Below are 19559 nucleotides of genomic sequence, written 5' to 3' on the forward strand. Positions count from 1 at the left end.
AAGCCGCGTCTCCCCCAAAGGAGGCGCGGCTTTTTCTTTTATAATGTTATAAAAACCTTATTCCAGGTGGTTCCAAAATGTGCGGATGCAAGGCGCAAAAGAAATTCAAGGCCGACGCGTATATGGACATACGCGAGGGTTTGAATTTCTTGCAGCAACGAAGCAGACGTGCGTTTTGGGGCCGCCTGCGGTGAAAACCGGATCTTAGAAGGAGGAACCCATGGAACCGGTGAGACTCAAGCAGCACGGCACGTGGCTGCCGGCGGACATCCAGACCCCCATCAGCCTGTTTCTGGGGCTCGTGGGGCACAAGCAGGGCATCCTGTTGGAGAGCGCGGAGGTGGACGGGCGCTTCGGCCGCTATTCCATCATCGCCTACAACTTCGCCCTGCGCCTGTCGTGCAGGGACGGCAAGCTGGACGTGGGCGTTCGCGACGCGCGCCTGGAGGGGCTCAAGGCCTTCAAGGACATGCCCTTCATGGACGGGGTGCGCGAGGTCATGCGCCATCTGACCATCGAGCCGGGCGAGGGCTTCGAGGACCTGCCGCCCATCACGCGCAGCCTGGCCGGGTACTTCGGCTACGGTGTGGCTGGCATGTTCGAGCCCAAGCTCTCCAGGCTGCTGGACCCCAGCGACGCCGAGGCCTGCCTGGTGCTGCCGGGCAACGTGGTCATGTTCGACCACCTCTACCACAAGCTCTGCTTCCTGACCCTGAACAAGGGCGTCAAACCCCAGGCGGACCTGGGCAGCATCACCCGCCAGCCCGTGCCCACGGACATCGGCGAGACCAAGGCCGTGACCGGCGAGGCCGCGTACAAGAAGGCCGTGGCCGACGCCATCGAGCTCATCCGCCAGGGCGAGTGCATCCAGACCGTGCTCTCCACGCGCTTCAGCGCGCCGTTCTCGGGCGACTCCTTCACCCTCTACAGGCGGCTGCGGCAGATCAACCCCTCGCCGTACATGTTCTACATGCGCCTGCCCAAGGTGGAGCTGTTCGGCTCCTCGCCGGAGATGCTGGTGCGCTGCCGGGGCGGCGAGCTGACCACCTGCCCCATCGCGGGCACCCGGCCCAGGGGCGAGAGCCCGGCCGAGGACGAGCGCCTGGCCGAGGAGCTCTTGGCCGACCCCAAGGAGCGCGCCGAGCACGTGATGCTCGTTGACCTGGGGCGCAACGACCTGGGCCGCCTGGCCGAGCCGGGCAGCGTGACCGTGGACAAGTTCATGCAGGTGGAGCGCTTCTCCCACGTGATGCACATGACCTCCTACGTGAGCGCCAAACTGAAGCCCGGGCAGGACGCCCTGGACGTGCTCGGGGCCACCTTCCCGGCGGGCACGGTGTCCGGCGCGCCCAAGGTGCGGGCCATGGAGATAATCTCGGACCTGGAGCGCCTGCCGCGCGGGCCGTACGCCGGGGCCATCGGCTGGATGGGCCTGGACGAGGGGCGCGTGGACCTGGACACGGGCATCACCATCCGCAGCATGTGGGTGCGCGACAACGTGCTCTCCTGGCAGGCTGGGGCGGGCATCGTGTTCGACTCGGACCCGGACAAGGAATGGGCGGAATGCATGGGCAAGTCCCAGGTCATCCGCGAGACGCTGAGCGGAAAGGGAGGCTGTGATGTTCTTGCTGGTTGATAACTACGACTCCTTCACCTTCAACCTGGTGCAGGCCTTCCAGCGCCTGGGCAAGGACCCCCTGGTGCTGAAGAACGACGACCCGCGCATCCTGGACCTGGCCGCGTCCGGGGACCTGGACCTGGCCTGCCTGTCCCCGGGGCCCAGCCGCCCGGAGAACGCGGGCCTGTGCCTGGAGTTTCTGGCCCGGCTGCCGCACACGGTGCCCACGCTGGGCGTGTGCCTGGGGCACCAGACCCTGGGGCACTTCGCGGGCGCGCCCGTGGTCCAGGCCGAGCGCATCATGCACGGCAAGATCTCCATGATCGAGCACGACGGCCAGGGGCTGTTCGCGGACATGCCCAACCCCGTGGAGATCGGGCGCTACCATTCGCTGCTGGTGGACGTGGACGCCGCGCCCGAGGAGGCCAAAAAACTCCTGCGCGTCACCGCGCGGACCAGGGAAGGCGAGGTCATGGCCATGACCTACACGGACCGCCCCTGGGCGGGCGTGCAGTTCCACCCCGAGTCCGTGCTCACGCCCGAGGGCATGAAGCTGCTGGCCCGGTTCCCGGAAGGCTTGGCGTAGGAAGAAGTTTGCCTCCGGCGGGCGGGGTGAATGATTCCCCCCGCACCCCCTCAAGGGGGCGCATGGATAGAACCACCCACCCCATATAAGGATTCTCAAGGGGATTATCCCCTTGAGCGAGGAGCGCGAGGGGTGGAGCCCCTCGCAAAAAAAGGAGACGAAAATGGCGATGCATATGGCTGACGTTCTGGAGCTTCTGGCCTTCCACAAGGACCTGCCCCAGGACATGGCGGACGAGAGTTTTTCGCGGCTCATGGACGGCACCATGACCCCGGCCCAGGCCGGGAGCTTTCTCATGGGCCTGAAGACCAAGGGCGAGACCGCCCTGGAGCTGACCTCGGCGGTGAACGCGGCCCTGGGCCAGGCCCGGCTGGTGCCGGGGCTGGGCGGCCCGCGCATCGACACCTGCGGCACGGGCGGCGACGGCACGTCGAGTTTCAATTGCTCCACGGCCGTGGCCCTGACCCTGGCGGGCATGGGGCACCAGGTGGTCAAGCACGGCAACCGATCGGTGTCCAGCACCTGCGGCAGCGCCGACGCCCTGGAGGCCCTGGGCCTGTCGCTGACCACCAAGCCCGAGGACGTGGCCGGCGAGCTCGCGCGCTGCAAGTTCGCCTTCCTGTTCGCCCCGGGCTACCACCCGGCCTTCAAGCACATCATGCCCGTGCGCCAGGAGATCGGCTGCCGCACCCTGTTCAACCTGCTGGGCCCGCTGCTCAATCCGGCCCGGCCCACGCACCAGCTCCTGGGCGTGGCCATTCCGGGGTTCGTGGCGCGCATGGCGCGGGTGCTGGCGGACACGGGCGTGGGCCGCGCCTGCGTGGTGCACGGCGCCGGAGGATTCGACGAGCTGACCCCCTTTGGTGTAAACCACGTCGTGTGGGTTCGCGACGGCTGGTTGCGCGAGGAGGACCTGGACCCCGCGAAGCTGGGATTCGCCGTCTCCAGGCCCGAGGACGTGGCCGTGAAGGACAAGGACAGCGCCGTGGCCGTGCTCAAGGATATCCTGGCTGGCGGCGGCCCCGAGGCCATGCGCGACATGGTGGTCCTGAACCTGGGCGTGTGTCTGCACCTGTTGGAAGACGGGCTGGAACTGGCCCCGGCCATGGACAAGGCGCGCGCGGCCCTGGCCTCGGGCGCGGGAAGGAAGGTCCTGGATGCTTAGGAAGTTCGCCGACGCCAAGCGTTCGGAGATCATGGACCTCCTGACCCTTGACGCGCGCGGGGAGATGCCCGCGCCGCAGGCGGGGCCCAGGCCGTCCTTTTCCGGGGCGCTCAGGGCCGCCGGACCCGGCGCGGTCATCGCCGAGTACAAGCGGGCTTCGCCCAGCCGCGGGGTCATCAACCTGAACCTCACGGCCGGGGACGTGGCCCGGGCCTATGCGGACGCGGGCGCGGCCTGCGTGTCCGTGCTCACGGAAACGGATCACTTCCAGGGCTCCCTGGACTATCTGGACCAGGCGGCCCCGGCGGGGATTCCCTTGCTGCGCAAGGACTTCCTGTTCCATCCGCTGCAGGTGCGGCGTTCCGCCGCCACCCCGGCCTCGGCCATCCTGCTCATCGCGCGCATGATGGAGGGCCGGGAGCTCGCCGACCTTCTGGCCCTGTGCGCCGAACTGGGGCTGGAGGCGGTGACCGAGGTCTTTGACGAGTCCGACCTGGTCATGGCCCGCGAGGCCGGGGCCGGGATCATACAGGTCAACAACCGCGACCTGGACAAACTGACCGTGAACCTGGACGTGTCCCGGTCCCTGGTGGGGGGCAAGCGTCCGGACGAATTGTGGATCACGGCCAGCGGTATTCACCACGGGTCTCAGATCGCGGAACTCGTGGCTTTGGGGTTCGACGCCGCCCTGGTGGGCACCTTCCTCATGGAGGGGGACGATCCCGGAGCCGCGCTCGCCAAACTGCTGGAGGAACGAGACTCATGACCCAGACTTCTCCGCTCATCAAGATCTGCGGCATCACTCGCCAGGCCGACGCCGACGCCTGCGTGGCCGCCGGCGTGGACATGATCGGCTTCATCTTCCACGAGGACAGCCCGCGCAACGTGCAGCCCGGACAGGCCGAAGCCCTGTCCACGGGCGGGGCGCTGCGCGTCGGCGTGTTCGTGCGCCAGACCCAGGCCGAGGTGCTGGATATCATGCACCGCGCGCGCCTGGACCTGGCGCAGCTGGCCGGGGACCAGGACTGGTCCTTTTGCCGCGCCGTGGGGGCCGAGAGGGTGATGCGCGTGTTCTGGCCGCAGCGCCACAGGGTGCGCGTGGCCCTGGAGGATGAGCTGAGAAGATTCGAGGGTTTCGCGGGGTTCGCCCTGCTGGACGCCGGGCTCTCCGGCGGCGGCCACGGCCGGGCCCAGGATTTCGGGTTCCTCAAGGGGCTGTCCTGCCCCATGCCCTGGCTGCTGGCCGGGGGCCTGTCGCCCGAAACCCTGCCCCAGGCCATGGACCAGTGCTCGCCCGTGGGCTTCGACCTCAACTCGGGCCTGGAAAGCTCGCCCGGGGTCAAGGACCCGCAGCGCATCGCGCGCGCCGTGGAGATGATCCGCGCCCGGCCCTAAGCCGCAACCACAACCAACCGGGCCCCGAGGGGCCCAAGGGATAGATCATGAAACAAGGCTATTTCGGCGAGTTCGGGGGACGCTTCTCCCCCGAGCTGCTCATGCCGCCGCTTCTGGAAGTCGAGGACGCCTACAAGACCATCGCCAAGAGCAAGCCCTTCCTGCAGGAATTCGGGCGCATCCTGGCGGAGTACGTGGGCCGGTCCACGCCGCTGACGTTCTGCCCGACCCTGTCCGAGGAGCTGGGCTTCAACCTGTACCTCAAGCGCGAGGATCTGGCGCATACGGGCGCGCACAAGATCAACAACTGCATCGGGCAGGCGCTCCTGGCCAAGCACATGGGCAAGAAGGTGCTCCTGGCCGAGACAGGGGCGGGCCAGCACGGCGTGGCCACGGCCACGGCCGCGGCCTACATGGGGCTCAAGTGCATCATCTACATGGGCGCCACGGACGTGGAGCGCCAGGCCCACAACGTGCGCCGCATGCGCCTCTTGGGGGCCGAGGTCCACGCCGTGGAGTCGGGCACCAAGACCCTCAAGGACGCCATCAACGCGGCCTTCCGCTACTGGATCGCCAACCAGGCCGACACCCACTACTGCTTCGGCACGGCCGCCGGGCCCCACCCCTACCCCTCGCTGGTGCGCGACTTCCAGTCCGTCATCGGCCACGAGGCGCGCCAGCAGGGCGTGGAGCTGTTCGGCTCCCTGCCCGACGTGGTGGTGGCCTGCGTGGGCGGCGGATCCAACGCCATCGGCATCTTCTCGGCCTTCTTCGAGGACCGCGAGGTGCGCCTGGTGGGCGTGGAGGCGGGCGGCACGGGCGAGCCGGGCTGCTACCATTCCGCGGCCATCGGCAAGGGCACGCCCGGCGTGTTCCACGGCGCCCGCACCGAACTCCTGCAGACCGAGGACGGCCAGATCGAGCCCTCGCATTCCATCGCCCCGGGCCTGGACTATCCGGGCGTGGGCCCGGAGCACGCATGGCTCAACGCCTCGGGCCGCGCGGAATACGTCACGGTCTACGACCACCAGGCCCTGGCCGCCTTCCAGAAGCTGGCCCGGGCCGAGGGCATCATCCCGGCCCTGGAGTCCTCCCACGCGGTGGCCTACGTGCTGGAGCACCGCGAGGACATGGACCCCGGCTCCAACGTCATCGTCAACCTCTCGGGGCGCGGCGACAAGGACATGGGCATCATCGAGGAAAAGCTCGGCTAACCCGCTACCCGGCCGGTATTCCCGGCATGGAGATATATCATGGCATCAAGACTGACCCAGGCCATCGAGAAGGCCAACAGCGAGGGCCACAAGGCGCTCATCCCCTATCTTCCCGCTGGGTTCCCGGACCTGGACGCCTTCTGGGAAGCCCTCAAGGAACTGGACAGGAGCGGGGCCGACGTCATCGAGATCGGCGTGCCCTTCTCGGACCCCGTGGCCGACGGCCCCACCGTGGAAATGGCGGCTCTGGAATGCCTGGAGCGCGGGGTGACCCTGCGCTGGATCCTCGCGGAGCTCAAGAAGCACCGGGCGGAGATCGACGCGGCCATCGTGCTCATGGGCTACCTGAACCCCTTCCTGCAGTACGGGCTGGACAACCTGGCCCGCGACGCGGCCGAGGCCGGGGTCAACGGGTTCATCGTGCCCGACGTGCCCCTGGAGGAGAGCGGGGATTTCAAGGCCGCCATCGCCCCCAAGGGCATGGACTTCGTGTACCTCGTGGGCCTGAACACCCCGGCCGAGCGCCTCGAGGCATACGGCGCGGCCGCCTCGGGCTTCGTGTACCTGGTGTCCGTGATGGGCGTCACGGGCGCGCGGGACAGCCTGCCCACGCAGGTCAAGGACAAGATCGCCGAGGTCAAGGCCGCCATCCACGCGCCCCTGGCGCTGGGTTTCGGCATCAAGACCCCGGACCAGCTCAAGCAGTTCGGCCAGGGCCCCGACGCCGTGGTCATGGGCTCCGGGCTCATCGACCACATGCGCGCGGGCGGCGCGCCCGCCGCGTTCCTCGCGCCCTGGCGGGCGTAGGGCGGGGAGGGATCGGGGGGCGCCGCCCCCCGGCCCCCCGGCAAGGGGGTAACCCCCTTGCATCCCTGTAGGGGTTGTGTTTTTGTTTGCGCCGGGCGACTGGTCCGCCCGGCGCAAAAAATAAGGATTCCCAAGGGGATTATCCCCTTGGGCGGGGGTATGGGGGCGGAGCCCCCATTGCCTCAAAATGGAGAGAGACGATGCTGCCGACCTACGACCTGCACCACTGGCTGACCTTTTTCACCGCCGCAGTCCTGTTGAACCTGTCGCCGGGGCCGGATTTGGGCTTTATTTTGGCGCACACGGTGCGCCGGGGCCGCGCGGGCGGGTTCGCCGCCATGTTCGGCATCTGGGCCGGGGCCATGGGCCACGTGCTGTTCGCTGCGCTCGGCCTCTCGGCCATCATCGTGGCCTCGGCCACGGCCTACGGCGTGGTCAAGTACGTGGGCGCGGCCTACCTCATCTGGCTGGGCATCCAGGCCCTGCGCTCCAAGGGCGGATTCCACGTGGACGCCCAGGCCGTGGAGCCCTCGCCCCTGTCGAAGATATTCACCCAGGGCGTGCTCATCGACCTCCTGAATCCCAAGGTGGCCATCTTCTTCTTGGCCTTCTTGCCCCAGTTCGTGGAGCCCGGCGCGGGGTCCGTGCCCATGCAGCTGATGCTGCACGGGGTGCTGATCATCGTGGTGGCGGCGTTCATCGAGCCGTTTTTCATCCTCTTGGGCGACCGCATCGGCGGCGGCCTGCGCACCAACCCCCGCGTGGCCCAATGGCTGGATCGCGGATTGGGCGGCTTCTTCGCCTTCCTGGGCCTGCGGCTGGCCTTCTCGGAGCGCTGATAATCCCTATCCCAAATGGAAAAAGGTTTGGGGAGAGAGGGGATGGGGGTCCGGGGGAAGGGGGGAGAGGGGGATTTCCTGAAAATCCCCCTCTCCCCCCTTCCCCCGGCGGCTAGACGACCCGCAGGTACCACATGAGCACGTCCCGGCCCCAGAGGATGGCGAGGACGGCGGCGGCGCAGAGGAACGGGCCGTAGGGTACGGGGGTTTGCAGGGCGGAGAGTTCGTCGTAGTCGATGTCGTCGTCCTCGAAGGTGTCCGGGCGGTGGCGCAGCATGACCACGCTGGCCAGGATCAGGCCCACGCCGCTGACCATGACCACGAAGGGCAGGTTGGCCACGCCCACCAGCGGGCCGATGAGGAGCATCAGCCAGATGTCGCCCTCGCCCAGGCCCTCGACCCCGCGCAGGCGCTTGTAGAGGAAGCGCACCAGCCAGAAGCCGCCCGCGCCGAGAGCCGCGGCCAGGGCCGCGTCGGACAGGGGGATGTCCAGGACCAGGGGCGCGCAGGCCAGGGCGGCGGCCGCGCCCGCGATCATGGGGTACAGGGGCAGGGTCATGGTGGCCAGATCGATGAAGGCCAGCACCAGCAGCAGCCCGCAGAACCCCGTGTAGGCCACGAATTTCAGCCCCGGGCCGAAGCGCACGGCCAGGGCCAGGCAGATGAGCCCGGACAGGGCCTCCACCAGGGGGTAGCGCGGGGAGATGGGCGCCTTGCAGCCGTGGCAGCGGCCGCGCAGCAGGGCGTAGGAAAGGAGCGGGATGTTCTCCCACCAGGTGAGCGTGCGGCCGCACAGGGGGCACTTGGAGCGCGGCGGGTCGACCACGGATTCGCCGCTCACGGTGCGGTGGATGCAGACGTTGTAGAAGCTGCCCAGCACCAGGCCGAGGATCACGGCCAGGATGCGGAACGGGAGCGTGTCGTTCATGCCGCGCGCCTCGGGTTGAAGGGTGGGGTGATTTGGGGCATGGTGTTCCGGCTTTGCCGGACCAGGGATACTGGATTTTCCCGGCGCGAACAAGGGTGCGCGCCGCAGGGCGGAGCAAGAAAGGCCCAAACAAGGAGTGGCCGAGATGGAATACAAGGACAGGTTCATCCCGCTGCTGAGCGAGGAGCAGATCGCCGAGCGCCAGGCCGAGGGCCTGAAATGGACCGTGCGCCACGCCTATGCGGGCAGCCCGGCGTACCGCGCCCGGCTGGACGCGGCGGGGATCAAGCCTGACGACATCAAGGGGCTGGACGACCTGGCGAGCCTGCCGTTCACCTCGGTGGAGGATTTGCGCGACGGCTATCCCATGCCGCTGTTGTCCGTGCCCGAGGAGGAGCTGGTGCGCATCCACGCCTCCAGCGGCACCACGGGCAAGCGCAAGGTCCTGGTCTACACCCAGGGCGACGTGGACGCCTGGAAGGTGATGATGGCCCGCTGCTTCGAGCTGGCCGGGCTCTCGCGCAGGGACCGGGTGCAGATCTGCGTGGGCTACGGCCTGTGGACCGCGGGCGTGGGCTTCCAGATGGGCTGCGAGCATTTCGGGGCCACGGCCGTGCCCGTGGGGCCGGGCAACCTGGAGATCCAGATGCAGCTCATCGAGGACATGGGCACCACCTGCCTCTGTTCCACCGCGAGCATGGCCCTGCTCCTGGGCGAGGAAGTGGAGAAGCACGGGTTGCGCGACAAGCTGAAGCTCAAGCGGTGCATCTTCGGGGCCGAGGCGCACACGCCCAAGATGCGCCGGCGCTTCGAGGAGATGCTGGGGCTCGAGCACAGCTTCGACATCTCGGGCATGACCGAGCTCTACGGCCCGGGCGCGGGTCTGGAGTGCGAGGCCCACGACGGCATCCACTACTGGGCGGACTATTACATCCTGGAGATCCTCGACCCGGCCTCGGGCAAGCCCGTGGCCCCGGGCGAGGTGGGCGAGATGGTGGTCACCACCCTGTGCAAGGAGGGCTCGCCGCTGATCCGCTACCGCACCCACGACCTGACCAGGATCATCCCGGGGCGCTGCTCCTGCGGCGTGACCATGCCGCGCCACGAGCGCATCATGGGCCGCAGCGACGACATGATCATCTTCCGCGGCGTGAACATTTACCCCGGCCAGGTGGCCGAGGTGCTGGAGGGCTTCCCCGAGGCGGGCAGCGAATACCAGGTGCGTTTGACGCGCTCGGGCGGGCGCGACAGCATGCGCATCAAGGTGGAGCGCGCCAAGGGCGCCACGGCCGGCGGCGACCAGGCTCTGGGCGAGGCCGTGGCCGACACCCTGCACCGGCGCATCATGGCCCGGGCGTCGGTGGAGATCGTGGACTTCGGCTCCCTGCCCCGGTCCTTCGGCAAGACCAGGCGCGTGGTGGACGAGCGCGACGAATAGCTGCGGTCTCGGGCGCGAAAATTAAGGCCCCCGTCCGGCACGCTGCCGGGCGGGGGCTTTTGCTTCGTGGAAGAGGGGGCTAGTTGGGTCTGGATTCCCCGAGAATCCGCATGGTCCAGTCCATGGCCTCGGTGTACAGGGGCGTGGCCTTGTCCGCGGACACGTTGTGCCCGCCCAGCAGCTTGGTCGCGGTGGGCAGGTCCGCGCGTTCCAGGGCCATGGCCAGCTCAAGGCAGTCCTCGAACTCGTTCTTGGTGCCCGTGAGCGCGGCGGCCACGTTCTCGTCCAGGGGCACGTGGGTCAGGATGTCCTGCATGGGCTGGCCCAGCAGGGCGTCCAGGAGCGAGAACAGGCCCAGCAGGAACATGGTCTCCGGGGCGTGGCTCTCGGGACAGTGGCGGGCCAGGAGCTCCAGGAAGCGCGCCCTGTGCACGGAGAGGAAGGCCACTTCCTGGCCTTTCCGGCTGGGCGCGAGGTCGGACATGATGACCACCCTGAGCCACTGGGAGAGCTGGCGCTGGCCGAGCAGGGTGATGGCCCGGGTCACGGATTCCACCTTGTTGGCCACGCCCATGCCCACGGAGTTGATGTAGCGGAACAGGCGGTAGGACAGGGACGGGTCCAGCTGGATGATCCTGGACAGCCGGTCGACCTCGAATTCCGGGGATCCCAGTTCCTTGAGCAGCTGGAGCTTGGATATCTCGTTGGAGGAGATTTTCTTGCCCGGGATGATCTCCGGCTTGGAAAAGAAATAGCCTTGGAACAGGGTGAAACCAAGCTCCTTGCACAGCTCGTAGACGTCGTTGTCCTCCACCTTTTCGGCCAGCAGCCGTCCCGTGAAGTTGCCGCCCACGGTGCTCATGATCGTGCGCAGCCTGTCCGCGTTGGCCGCGCCCTCGGGACCCAGGATGCCCAGGATGTCCACCTTGAGGATGTCCGCGATCTCCAGGAAGGGCACCAGCTCGGGCTCGCCCATGAAGTCGTCCATGGCCACGGTGTAGCCCGCCTCCTTGAACTCCCTGAGGGCGTCCATGACCTCGGGCTCCGGGCGCACGTCCTCCAGGATCTCCACCACGGCGATGTCGCTGGGCAGGGCGAAGGCGAACTGCTGCAGGATCAGGTTCTGGGGGAAGTTGATGAGCGCCCGCTGGCCGGGGCGCATGCCCGACGCGGCCATGACGAAGCCGTCGGCGATGACCTTGGCCGTGGCCATGTCCTCGTCCGTGACCTCGGCCTGCAGCGCTTCACCCGAGGCGCGGAACAGGAGCTCGTACCCCCAGACCTCCAGGTTGTCGTCGAAGATGGGCTGCCTGGCCACATAGATGGACTCGTATATTTCGTCCGAAGCTTTTTGTGTCATGGCGTTCCTGTCCTGAGCGAGGGGTGTCCCATGCTGTGCAGGGAATTGTGCAGATAAGCTACACGATACCAAGGGTGATGTTTTTTGCACAGCGGATTTTTTCCGCACGGGGAGTAGGGGATTCACCGGACGGAAGAAAGAACAAGGGCGCGGGCAATGCCCGCGCCCTTGTTGAAGGCTGTTTGCGGCGCGCCGTCAGGGCACCAGGGGGACGAAGTTCAGCCCGCTGTCCACGGGCAGGCCGAGCATCAGGTTGGCGTTGGCCACGGCCTGGCCCGAGGCGCCACGGCAGAGGTTGTCGATGGCCGCCACGGCGATGAGCCGCCCGGTGCGCGGGTCGGACACCAGGCCGATGTCGCAGAACATGGTCCCGCGCACGTGCTTGGTCTCGGGCAGCTGGCCCGGGGCCAGCACCCGCACCCAGGGCGCGCTAGCGTAGGCCTCGCGGTACAGGTCCACTGCCTCGGCCGTGTCCGCGCCGCGCGTCAGCGTGGCGTAGCAGGTGGACAGGATGCCCCGGTTGAGGGGCAACAGATGCGGGTTGAAGGACACGGTCAGCGCCGAGCCCGCCGCCAGGGACAGCTCCTGCTCGATTTCCGGGGTGTGGCGGTGCGTGCCCAGGCCGTAGGCCTTGAAGCTGTCGGACACCTCGCAGAACAGGGAGCCCACCTTGGCCCCGCGCCCTGCGCCCGTGGCCCCGGACTTGGAGTCGATGACGATGCCCTCGGGCCGGATCAGGCCGGTTTTCAGGGCCGGGGCCAGGGCCAGGATGGCCGAGGTGGGGTAGCAGCCAGGGTTGGCCACCAGCCGCGCCCCGCGCACCCGGTCCGCGTAGAGCTCCGGCAGGCCGAAGACCGCGTCGGCGATGAGCTCGGGTTGGCGGTGTTCGAGGCCGTACCACAGGGCGTAGACCCCGGGGTCGCGCAGGCGGAAGTCCGCGGACAGGTCCACCACGCGCGCGCCGTGCTCCATGAGTTCGGCGGCCATGTCCATGGCCGTGCCGTGGGGCACGGCCAAAAAGACCACGTCGCAGGTCCTGGCCAGGTCCGCCGCATCCGGCTGGCTGACCACGAGCCCGGCCAGGGGCGTGCCCGCCAGGCCCGGGAACAGGTCCGCCAGGGACTTGCCGGCCTCGGAGCGCGACGTGGCCCGCACCAGCTCGATGTCCGGGTGCCAGGCCAGGATGCGCGCCAGTTCCATGCCGGTGTAGCCGGTGACGCCCACCAGCCCGGCCTTGTATTGCTTCGCCATGGTCGTGTCCTACTTCTTCTTCATCACGTACTTCATGCGCAGTTCGTAGAGCAGGCCCTCCAGGAGCTTGGCCTCGTCCGCGTCCAGGCCCTTGGCGGTCTTCTCCTTGAGCATGGAGAGGATGTCGATGGTGTGCTTGGCCACGGGCAGGTTCACGCCCACCGCGCCGGTTTCGGGCTCGGGCACTTCGCCCAGCTGCACCAGGGCCGAGGAGGCCAGGGACATGACGAAGGTGGAGAAGGTCACCTGGGGCAGGGTGCAGCCCAGGGTCTCCGCCGCGCCCTCGGGGCATTCTTTCTCGTGTTCTTCGGGCATCTGTCGCCTCCGTTATGCTTTGGCAGGCCGCCCGGAAACCGCAATTCCCGGACGGCCCGCGCAAGATGGCTATTGCAACGGTCCGCTAGAGCGTGGGGGCTCCCGCTTCCATGGCGGCCTCGTAGGCGGCCATGGCGCGTTCCATGTAGTCGTCGGATCCGCAGTGGCCTCCGGCCAGGACCAGGCCCCGGCCCATGGCGTAGAGCCCGGCCAGCACGTCGGCGAAGTCCACGTAGCCCATGTGGCCCAGGCGCACGATCTTGCCCTTGAGGGCGTCCTGGCCGCCGGCCATGACCACGCCGTACTGCTCCATGGCGACCTTGAGCACCACCCCGGCGTCCACGCCGGCGGGCATCCTGATGCTGGTCAGGCCCCAGGTGTAGTTCTCCTTGGCCAGCAGCTCCAGGCCCATGGCCTCGGCGCCCGCGCGGGTCATCTGGGTCAGGGCCCACTGGGTGGCGTAGAGGTTGTCCAGCCCGCGCTCGCGGAACAGGCCCATGCTGGTGGACAGGCCCATGAGCAGGTTGATGGCCGGGGTGAAGTTGGTCTGGCAGTTCTTGTCGATCTTGGCCTTCTCGCCCAGCAGGTTGAAGTAGAAGTTTGTGGGCTTGACCTCGGCCACGCGCTCCCAGGCGCGGGCGGACAGGGCCAGGAAGGCCAGTCCCGGAGGCAGCATCAGGCCCTTCTGGGAGCCCGTGAGCAGGCAGTCCACGCCCCACTCGTCCATGGGGCAGGGGGAGATGCCCACGGCGGAGATGCCGTCGGCCACGAGCATGATGTCCCGCTCGCGGGTGTAGGCCGCGATCTCGCGGATGGGATGCAGTACGCCCGTGGAGGTCTCCGACGCCTGGATCAGGATGCCCTTGGTGTCCGGGTGGTTGTCCAGGGCGGTCTTGATCTTGTCCAGGGTCACGGTCTGGCCCGAGGGCACCGTGAGCTCCAGGACGTCCAGGCCGTGCTGCTGGGCGATCTTCACCCAGCGCTCGCCGAACTTGCCGCCGTTCACGGCGATGACGCGCTCACCCGGGGCGAAAAGATTGGTCACGGCCGCGTCCATCGCTCCGGTGCCGGAACAGGCCATGGGCACCACGGGCTGCTCGGTGCCGAACAGCCAGCGCAGGTCCTTCTGGACTTCCTGCAGAAGCTTGGTGAAGCCTTCCTTGCGGTGGTGCACCATGTCCAGGGCAAGGGTCAGGCGGACGGATTCGGGCAGCGGCGTGGGGCCCGGGGTCAGGAGTCGTGTCTTCATGGTGATGCCTTTGTTCCTCGGGGGGCTCTCCCCCCGGCCCTCGCGATCCCGGCCGCTTTGGCGCGGGCGTGCGGGGGGTTGGATGTTCGTGGCCTCGGGCCCCGGCTAGTGGGCCTCGGCCCAGGTGGCCCCCACGCCGTGGTCCACGGCCAGGGGCACAGTCAGGTCATAAATCCGGGCCATGATTTCTTCAAGTCTGCGTGCGGCGGCCCGGGCGTTTTTCTCCGGGGCCTCCAGGAGCAGCTCGTCGTGCACCTGCAGGATCAGCCCGGCGTCCAGGGCGGCCAGTTCCTCGTCGCGGTCCACGGCCAGCATGGCCAGCTTGATGAGGTCGGCGGCGCTGCCCTGGATCAGGGTGTTGATGGCCTGGCGGCGGGCCTGGGCCTGCAGGTTCTGGTTGCGGGAGTTGATGTCCGGCAGCAGGCGGCGGCGGCCCGCCAGGGTGGTCACGAAGCCGTGCTCCCGGGCCCCGGCCTCCACGGATTCGTAGAAGGCCTTGAGCCCGGCCAGGCGCTCGAAGTAGCGGGCGATGAACTCCTTGGCCTCGGCCAGCTTGATGCCCAGGTCCGCGGCCAGCTTCTGGGGGCCCATGCCGTAGATCAGCCCGAAGTTGATGGTCTTGGCCGTGCCGCGCTGGGCGCGGGTCACGTCCCCGGGCGCGGTGTCGAAGATCAGCGCTGCCGTGCGCGCGTGGATGTCCTGGCCCTGGCGGAAGGCGTCCAGCAGGGTGGGCTCGGCGCTGAAATGGGCCAGCACGCGCAGCTCGATCTGCGAATAGTCCGCGCCCACCAGCAGGTTGCCGGGGTCGGCCGTGAAGCAGGCCCGCATGCGCAGGCCCATGTCGCTGCGGATGGGGATGTTCTGCATGTTCGGGCCGGAGCTGGAGAGCCGTCCCGTGGCCGTGGCCAGCTGGTTGAAGGCGGCGTGGATGCGCCCGTCGGGCCCGGCGGCCCTGGGCAGGGGCTCCAGGTAGGTGGAGCGCATCTTCTCCAGCTTGCGCCAGGCCTGGATGTCCGCCACCACCGGGTGATCGGCCTTGATCTTCTCCAGCACGGCGAAGGACGTGGAGGGCACCCCGCCCGGGGTCTTGCCGCGCGGCTTGAGCCCCAGGTCCGTGAACAGGACCTCGGCCATCTGCTGGCTGGAGCGCAGGTTGAATTCGCGGCCCGCGCCCTCGTAGATTTTCGCGGTCAGGCCTTCCAGGTCGCGGCTGACCTCGTCCAGGAAGGCGGCCATGGCCTGCTGGTCGATGCGCACGCCGCGCTCTTCCATGCGCGCCAGCACCGGGATGAGGGGGGTCTCCAGGTCGCGCATCAGGTCCCCGAGCCCGGCGCTTTCCAGGCGCGGGCGCAGGGCCTCGGCCATGGCCCGGGCCGTGTTGCCCTGCCCGGCCACGGGCGCTTCCAGGACCTCCGGGGCCAGGCGGCGGGAAAGGTGCTCCCAGGAATAGCTGCGGTCCTCGGGGGAGAGCAGGTACGCGGCCAGGCCCAGGTCGAACCAGGCCGCCTCGGGCACGGCCCACCAGGCCGCGTCCGCCCTGAGCAGGCTTTTCACGTCGGGCGCGGCCACGCTGGCGGCCTTGGCCAGGGCCGGGGCCAGGGCTGCGGCCGGGCCGGTGTATAAATGTTCCTCGCCGTCCAGTCCCAGATAGAAGCCGCCCTCGGCGGGCACCAGGCCCACGGCCCTGCCCGCCAGGTCCGGCAGGTCCCCGGCCGTGGCCGCGCGGCGGATGTCCGCCTCGGGCGCGGGGCTCGTCACCGGGCTCATGTCGAAGAGCGTGCCCTGGGACTGGCCCGCGGGCGCGGGCCTGGCCGGGGCCTTGTCCGCCGCCGCCTTCGGGGGCTCGGGAGCCGGGGCCTCGGCCAGGCCCGGCGGCACCACGCGCGGCAGCTCCCTGAGCAGGGTGCGGAATTCGTATTCCTCCAGGAAGGCCTGCACCCGGCCGTGGTCCGCGGGCGCGCGCCGCAGGTCCGCGAGGGTCACGCCCGCGCAGGCCGTGAGGTCCAGGCGCGTGAGCTTGCGGTACAGAAAGGCGTCCCCCAAGTGCGTCTCCAGCTGGCGGCGCACGGACTTGGTGAAGTCGCCCCTGCCCTCGACCACGGCGGTCTGCAGCTCCTCCAGGGTGGGGAACTGCTCCATGATCTTCACGGCGGTCTTGGGCCCGATCTTGGGCACTCCGGGGATGTTGTCCGCGGAGTCGCCGATGAGGGCCTGGAAGTCCGGCCACTGTTCCGGGGTCAGGCCCGTGTCCGCGTTGAAGTCCGCGAGGCTGGTCAGGGATTCCTTCTTGGAGCCCGGATCCCAGAGGTACACGCCCTCGTCCAGGCACTGCTTGAGGTCCTTGTCCGCGCCCACGATGACCACGGGGCGCTCGGTCTTGAGGCGGGCGGCCAGGGCCGCGATGCAGTCGTCGGCCTCCACGTTCTCGGACACGGTGACCGGGAAGCCCATGACCTCCACGGCCCGGCGCACGGGCTCGCTCTGCGCGGCCAGGTCCTCGGGCATGGCCGGGCGCTGGGCCTTGTAGGGCGTAAACATCTCGTGGCGGAAGGTCTTGCCCTTGCCGTCGAAGAAGAACCCCGCGTAGACCGGGTCCTCGTCGCGCACCAGGCCGAAGAGCATGCGCAGAAACATGTAGATGGCGTTGGTGGGAAAGCCGTCGGAGCGGCGCATGTCGCCGTAGGCGTAGAAGAAGCGGTACAGGAAGGCGTGCCCGTCAACAAGGAAGACGGGATCCTTGTCCAGGCCGAGGCGGTCCTTGAGGGACATGAACTACTCCTGGTCGGGCCGCGGCGCGTCGTTTTTCCTGGCGCGGGCCTTTTTGGTGTGCAGGCGTTTCCAGAGAAAGGATTCGGGCGAGGGCGAGTCGATGGCCGAGAGCGGAATCTCCGCGCGGGCCGCGCCCTTGTGCCCCCCGGCGGAACCGACGTCCCCGAGGCAGCGGGCCGCGAACTTGCCCATGTCGCGGCGCAGGCCGTCGCCCCGGAAGATGGCCACGACCTTGTCGCCCGCCACCCCGCTGACCACGGTCCAGGACGCGCCGTGCACCCGCAGGAACAGGTCCGCGATGATGACCAGGATGTCCGGGCTTTCCACGTGGTCCAGGTGGGCGAAGATGCCCTGGCCCAACAGCCGCATCTTGAAATAGGCCTGGCAGAAATAGCGCAGCCACTCCATGTGGAATTCGCTGCGGTAGATCTTGCGCAACAAGAGCGGGCTGGCGAACTTGTTCAGGAACTGGAAGGCCCTGAGGTCCGCCTCGATGAAATCGCGCTCGAATGACGAGGTGTCTGTCTTGATGCCGTATTGCAGGGCCGTGGCCAGGAGCTTCCCGGGCCGGATGTCCAGGTTGTAGAGGTATTCCGTGAACAGGCTGGAGGTGGCCCCGTAGGTGGGCTCGATGTGCTTGAAGGCCGCATTCACGGGGTGCTCCGCGGACAGGGGGTGGTGGTCGATGACCACGGAGAAGTCCAGGCCCGCGAGCCCCTCGTGGTGGTGGGGCTGGGAGTCCACCAGGGCGAAATGGTCGTACTGCGCGCACAGGGTGGGGGTCAGCTTGCGCGTGGGGATGCGCAGGGAGTGGATCATCTCCAGGTTGTCGGGCCGGGAGATTTCGTTGACGCGGGCGATGCCCACCTCCTGCGTGCGGTGGGCCATGATGCGCTTGAGCGCCATGGCCGAGGCCAGGGCGTCGGGGTCGGCCACCACGGCGATGAGCCAGCGGTCCTGCTTGCGCAGCAGGGCCAGCAGGTCCTCCAGCCGGGGCAGGGTGCGGAAAAAGGCCATGCGTCTACTCCGGGAGCCTCAGGGCTCGGCCCGCCACCACCAGCTCCACCACGGAGCACAGCGCGGCTAGGCGTCTGTTGAGGCGTCCCATCCCGCGCACAAAGGCCCGGGTTTCGGCGTCGGCCGCCACCGGCCCGAGGCCGGTCTCGCAGGACACCAGGATCAGCCCGGTGCCCGCGGCGCCGCGCACCGCGTCCTCCAGGGCCTGGATGCGTTCTTCCACGCGGTCCGCCATGGCGCAGGCATAGAGCCAGTAGTCCAGGCCCTCGGCCAGGATCGTGGCGTAGGTCCCCTTCGCCTCGGCCAGGGCCTCGGGCAGCTCCAGCCCCACCTCGCGCACGGGCGTCTCCGGCCCGCGCTCCACGCGGTGGCGCATGATGCGTCGCCTGAATTCCGGGTCCAGGGCCTGGGCCGTGGCCACAAGCAAACGCGGGCCCGGGGCCGAGGCCAGGAGGTCCAGGGCGCGGTCGGACTTGCCGGACCGTTCGCCGCCGAGCACGAGGCGCTTCACGCCGGGTTCCATAGGGCCGTCCATTCTGCCAGCAGCCGTGCGGAGTCCATCAGCCCCCGCTTCTGGAACACCTCCAGAGTCACGGTGCCCCCGGGGCGCAGGCTGCGCACAAGGGTTTGCAAAAGCGTTTGGCCGTCCGCATCCAGTTCCATGAGGGGCAGGTGACGGTGGCCTTTTCTGTCCTCGGGCCGTGTCTCAAGTTTCCATGGCGCGTAGACATGCAGCATGCGTACGCGCTCCCAATCCACGGCCTGCGGCAGGAAGTGTTGTTCATAAGCCATCAGATGCCCCAAGTCCAGGCACAGCCCCAGGCCCAGGCCGTGCGCCGCGTCCAGCACGGCGGACAGGTCGTTGCCCTCCACGTTCTCCAGAAGCAGGCCGCCGGGCGTGTGCCCGGCCCCGGTCCAGAGGCGCGCGAAGCGGGCCAGCTCGTCCGGGGTGGCCGGGGGGTGCAGCACGTAGCAGCGGGGCTCGAGGTGCGCGACCTTGGCGGCCACGGCCAGGGCCGCGCGGGCGGCGGCCTCCGGGCCCCGGCCCCAGGGCAGGTCCAGGGGCAGGTGGGCGTGGAAGGTCAGGTTCGGCGGGGCCTCGGCGGGCAGGTCGTCCGGGCCGTAGGCCAGGCAGGCCCCGGTCTCGTACAGGCACAGCCCGACCTCGGGAAACAGGCCGCGCAGGAAGCGGCAGTTTCCGGCCACGGTGTCCGGGACGACGAAGGATGGGGCCGCCACGGTAAAGGGCAAACCCTTCAGCTTCCCGGCCGTGGACCGATAAGAAGGGTAGGAACTTCCTGCTGCGGATTTTGCCGGGTTTCCGGCGCCGGACTGCTGGCTCATGCGGGCCCTGTGGCGGAAGTCGTTCAGGAGTTTCGGGAAACGGTCCGGGGCATGGAATTTGCTGCTGCATTCCCGACCGGACGGAGAAGAGTATGGCGGTATTCAGACGCTTCCTGCAACATCATTTCAATCCCCTGCACGTGTACTGCAGGCTCCGCGACGTGGGCGTGCGCCCGCGCCTGACCACCCGCGTATGCACGCTCTACGAGCGCTGGGTCTACAGGTTTCTTTCCCTGTAGTCCTGTCGGGGGGAATCCTTCCTTG

At 68.5% G+C, this 19559-nt stretch carries 19 protein-coding genes; 10 read left to right on the plus strand and 9 right to left on the minus strand.

What is annotated here, in order from left to right; translation table 11 throughout:
• Nucleotides 1-220: 220 nt before the first annotated feature.
• The 8 genes from ACYYG1_RS07850 to ACYYG1_RS07885 all read left to right on the plus strand — a co-directional run bounded on the left by ACYYG1_RS07850 (nucleotide 221) and on the right by ACYYG1_RS07885 (nucleotide 7624).
• Nucleotides 221-1636 carry an anthranilate synthase component I family protein gene (locus ACYYG1_RS07850; protein WP_461209744.1) on the plus strand — a complete coding sequence of 472 codons (1416 nt, stop codon included), beginning with the start codon at nucleotides 221-223 and terminating at the stop codon, nucleotides 1634-1636.
• Nucleotides 1620-2204 carry an anthranilate synthase component II gene (locus tag ACYYG1_RS07855; protein WP_461209745.1) on the plus strand — a complete coding sequence of 195 codons (585 nt, stop codon included), beginning with the start codon at nucleotides 1620-1622 and terminating at the stop codon, nucleotides 2202-2204. The genes ACYYG1_RS07850 and ACYYG1_RS07855 overlap by 17 nt, the downstream gene beginning before the upstream one ends.
• Nucleotides 2205-2367: 163 nt before the next feature.
• Nucleotides 2368-3369 carry an anthranilate phosphoribosyltransferase gene (gene trpD, locus ACYYG1_RS07860; protein ID WP_461209746.1) on the plus strand — a complete coding sequence of 334 codons (1002 nt, stop codon included), beginning with the start codon at nucleotides 2368-2370 and terminating at the stop codon, nucleotides 3367-3369.
• A complete protein-coding gene (locus ACYYG1_RS07865) occupies nucleotides 3362-4135 on the plus strand; it encodes an indole-3-glycerol-phosphate synthase (protein ID WP_461209747.1) in 774 nt (257 codons plus the stop codon). Before trpD ends, ACYYG1_RS07865 begins: the two co-directional genes overlap by 8 nt.
• Nucleotides 4132-4764 carry a phosphoribosylanthranilate isomerase gene (locus ACYYG1_RS07870; protein ID WP_461209748.1) on the plus strand — a complete coding sequence of 211 codons (633 nt, stop codon included), beginning with the start codon at nucleotides 4132-4134 and terminating at the stop codon, nucleotides 4762-4764. Before ACYYG1_RS07865 ends, ACYYG1_RS07870 begins: the two co-directional genes overlap by 4 nt.
• 47 nt (nucleotides 4765-4811) lie before the next feature.
• Complete coding sequence (gene trpB / locus ACYYG1_RS07875) at nucleotides 4812-5978, plus strand: tryptophan synthase subunit beta (protein ID WP_461209749.1); 1167 nt, start codon at nucleotides 4812-4814, stop codon at nucleotides 5976-5978.
• Nucleotides 5979-6017: 39 nt separating this feature from the next.
• Nucleotides 6018-6785, plus strand: a complete 768-nt coding sequence (trpA, locus tag ACYYG1_RS07880; RefSeq protein WP_461209750.1) for a tryptophan synthase subunit alpha — start codon at nucleotides 6018-6020, stop codon at nucleotides 6783-6785.
• Between the two features lie 200 nt (nucleotides 6786-6985).
• Nucleotides 6986-7624 carry a LysE family translocator gene (locus ACYYG1_RS07885; protein ID WP_461209751.1) on the plus strand — a complete coding sequence of 213 codons (639 nt, stop codon included), beginning with the start codon at nucleotides 6986-6988 and terminating at the stop codon, nucleotides 7622-7624.
• Between the two features lie 112 nt (nucleotides 7625-7736).
• On the opposite strand, the gene ACYYG1_RS07890 is transcribed toward ACYYG1_RS07885, so the two are convergent.
• Nucleotides 7737-8552: a prepilin peptidase gene (locus ACYYG1_RS07890; protein ID WP_461209752.1), complete on the minus strand. Its 816-nt coding sequence runs from the start codon at nucleotides 8550-8552 to the stop codon at nucleotides 7737-7739.
• A 145-nt stretch (nucleotides 8553-8697) separates the two neighbouring features.
• Here ACYYG1_RS07890 and ACYYG1_RS07895 point away from each other — a divergent pair, with 145 nt between their 5' ends.
• A complete protein-coding gene (locus ACYYG1_RS07895) occupies nucleotides 8698-9990 on the plus strand; it encodes a phenylacetate--CoA ligase family protein (protein WP_461209753.1) in 1293 nt (430 codons plus the stop codon).
• Nucleotides 9991-10069: 79 nt separating this feature from the next.
• On the opposite strand, the gene ACYYG1_RS07900 is transcribed toward ACYYG1_RS07895, so the two are convergent.
• The 8 genes from ACYYG1_RS07900 to cbiR all read right to left on the minus strand — a co-directional run bounded on the left by ACYYG1_RS07900 (nucleotide 10070) and on the right by cbiR (nucleotide 19202).
• On the minus strand, nucleotides 10070-11350 hold the full coding sequence (locus ACYYG1_RS07900) for an EAL and HDOD domain-containing protein (protein ID WP_461209754.1): 1281 nt from the start codon (nucleotides 11348-11350) through the stop codon (nucleotides 10070-10072).
• 195 nt (nucleotides 11351-11545) lie between these two features.
• Entirely contained in the window at nucleotides 11546-12601 is a 1056-nt protein-coding gene (gene argC / locus ACYYG1_RS07905) for an N-acetyl-gamma-glutamyl-phosphate reductase (protein ID WP_461209755.1), read from the minus strand.
• Nucleotides 12602-12610: 9 nt separating this feature from the next.
• A complete protein-coding gene (locus ACYYG1_RS07910) occupies nucleotides 12611-12916 on the minus strand; it encodes a DUF1844 domain-containing protein (RefSeq protein WP_461209756.1) in 306 nt (101 codons plus the stop codon).
• Between the two features lie 85 nt (nucleotides 12917-13001).
• Entirely contained in the window at nucleotides 13002-14171 is a 1170-nt protein-coding gene (locus tag ACYYG1_RS07915) for a pyridoxal-phosphate-dependent aminotransferase family protein (protein ID WP_461209767.1), read from the minus strand.
• A gap of 99 nt (nucleotides 14172-14270) precedes the next feature.
• A complete protein-coding gene (gene polA, locus ACYYG1_RS07920; RefSeq protein ID WP_461209757.1) occupies nucleotides 14271-16934 on the minus strand; it encodes a DNA polymerase I in 2664 nt (887 codons plus the stop codon).
• 3 nt (nucleotides 16935-16937) lie between these two features.
• Nucleotides 16938-17951, minus strand: coding sequence for a DHH family phosphoesterase (locus tag ACYYG1_RS07925; protein WP_461209758.1), 1014 nt, complete (start codon nucleotides 17949-17951; stop codon nucleotides 16938-16940).
• Between the two features lie 4 nt (nucleotides 17952-17955).
• Nucleotides 17956-18474 carry a bifunctional adenosylcobinamide kinase/adenosylcobinamide-phosphate guanylyltransferase gene (locus ACYYG1_RS07930; RefSeq protein ID WP_461209759.1) on the minus strand — a complete coding sequence of 173 codons (519 nt, stop codon included), beginning with the start codon at nucleotides 18472-18474 and terminating at the stop codon, nucleotides 17956-17958.
• Nucleotides 18459-19202, minus strand: coding sequence for a cobamide remodeling phosphodiesterase CbiR (gene cbiR / locus ACYYG1_RS07935; protein WP_461209760.1), 744 nt, complete (start codon nucleotides 19200-19202; stop codon nucleotides 18459-18461). The genes ACYYG1_RS07930 and cbiR overlap by 16 nt, the downstream gene beginning before the upstream one ends.
• A 185-nt stretch (nucleotides 19203-19387) precedes the next feature.
• Here cbiR and ACYYG1_RS07940 point away from each other — a divergent pair, with 185 nt between their 5' ends.
• Complete coding sequence (locus ACYYG1_RS07940; protein ID WP_461209761.1) at nucleotides 19388-19534, plus strand: hypothetical protein; 147 nt, start codon at nucleotides 19388-19390, stop codon at nucleotides 19532-19534.
• Nucleotides 19535-19559 lie beyond the last annotated feature (25 nt).

Source organism: Desulfocurvus sp. DL1XJH-121 (assembly GCF_054819825.1).